Origin of the sequence: Alcanivorax sp. 24 (genome assembly GCF_004360225.1) — a bacterium.
Classification (GTDB): Bacteria; Pseudomonadota; Gammaproteobacteria; order Pseudomonadales; family Alcanivoracaceae; genus Alloalcanivorax; species Alloalcanivorax xiamenensis.
Genome location: NZ_SNUA01000075.1, coordinates 1 through 480, shown reverse-complemented (window position 1 = coordinate 480; position 480 = coordinate 1). Strand labels below are relative to the sequence as shown.

1 protein-coding gene is annotated in these 480 nt (G+C 41.9%); it reads left to right on the top strand.

Annotation, left to right across the window (positions count from 1 at the left end):
- Positions 1–119 precede the first annotated feature (119 nt).
- Positions 120–480: LacI family DNA-binding transcriptional regulator (locus E0L37_RS21330; protein ID WP_133493633.1), on the top strand; the 361-nt coding region annotated here is incomplete at its 3' end.

Below are 480 nucleotides of genomic sequence, written 5' to 3'. Positions count from 1 at the left end.
GTAGTATGCTTGTCGCTTTCATAATGAAAAGGTATATTCTGGATAACCAAACGGTTGAGCAGTTCAGTGCCGATTTATCGTCAAAGCAGCATCCATAATTTTGTTTAAAAAGGAATAACATGGCCACCATTTACGAGGTGTCGAAACTTGCAGGTGTTTCTCTTGCAACCGTTTCACGAGTAATGAACAACAATGCAAATGTCAGTGATGCAACACGTAAAAAAGTCACTGCCGCAATGGATGAACTTGGCTATCGACCTAACTCAATTGCTCAGTCATTGGCATCAAATTGCTCGAACAGTGTTGGCCTACTGGTCTCTGAATTACAGGGTCCGTTTTACGGGCCTATGATGAGCGGCATTGAAAATACCTTTCGTAACCAAGGCAAACACCTGATTATTGCTGCGGGTCATAGTGATGAAGAACGCGAAAAACAAGGGATTGAATTTTTAATTAGCCGTAACTGCGATGGCCTTATTT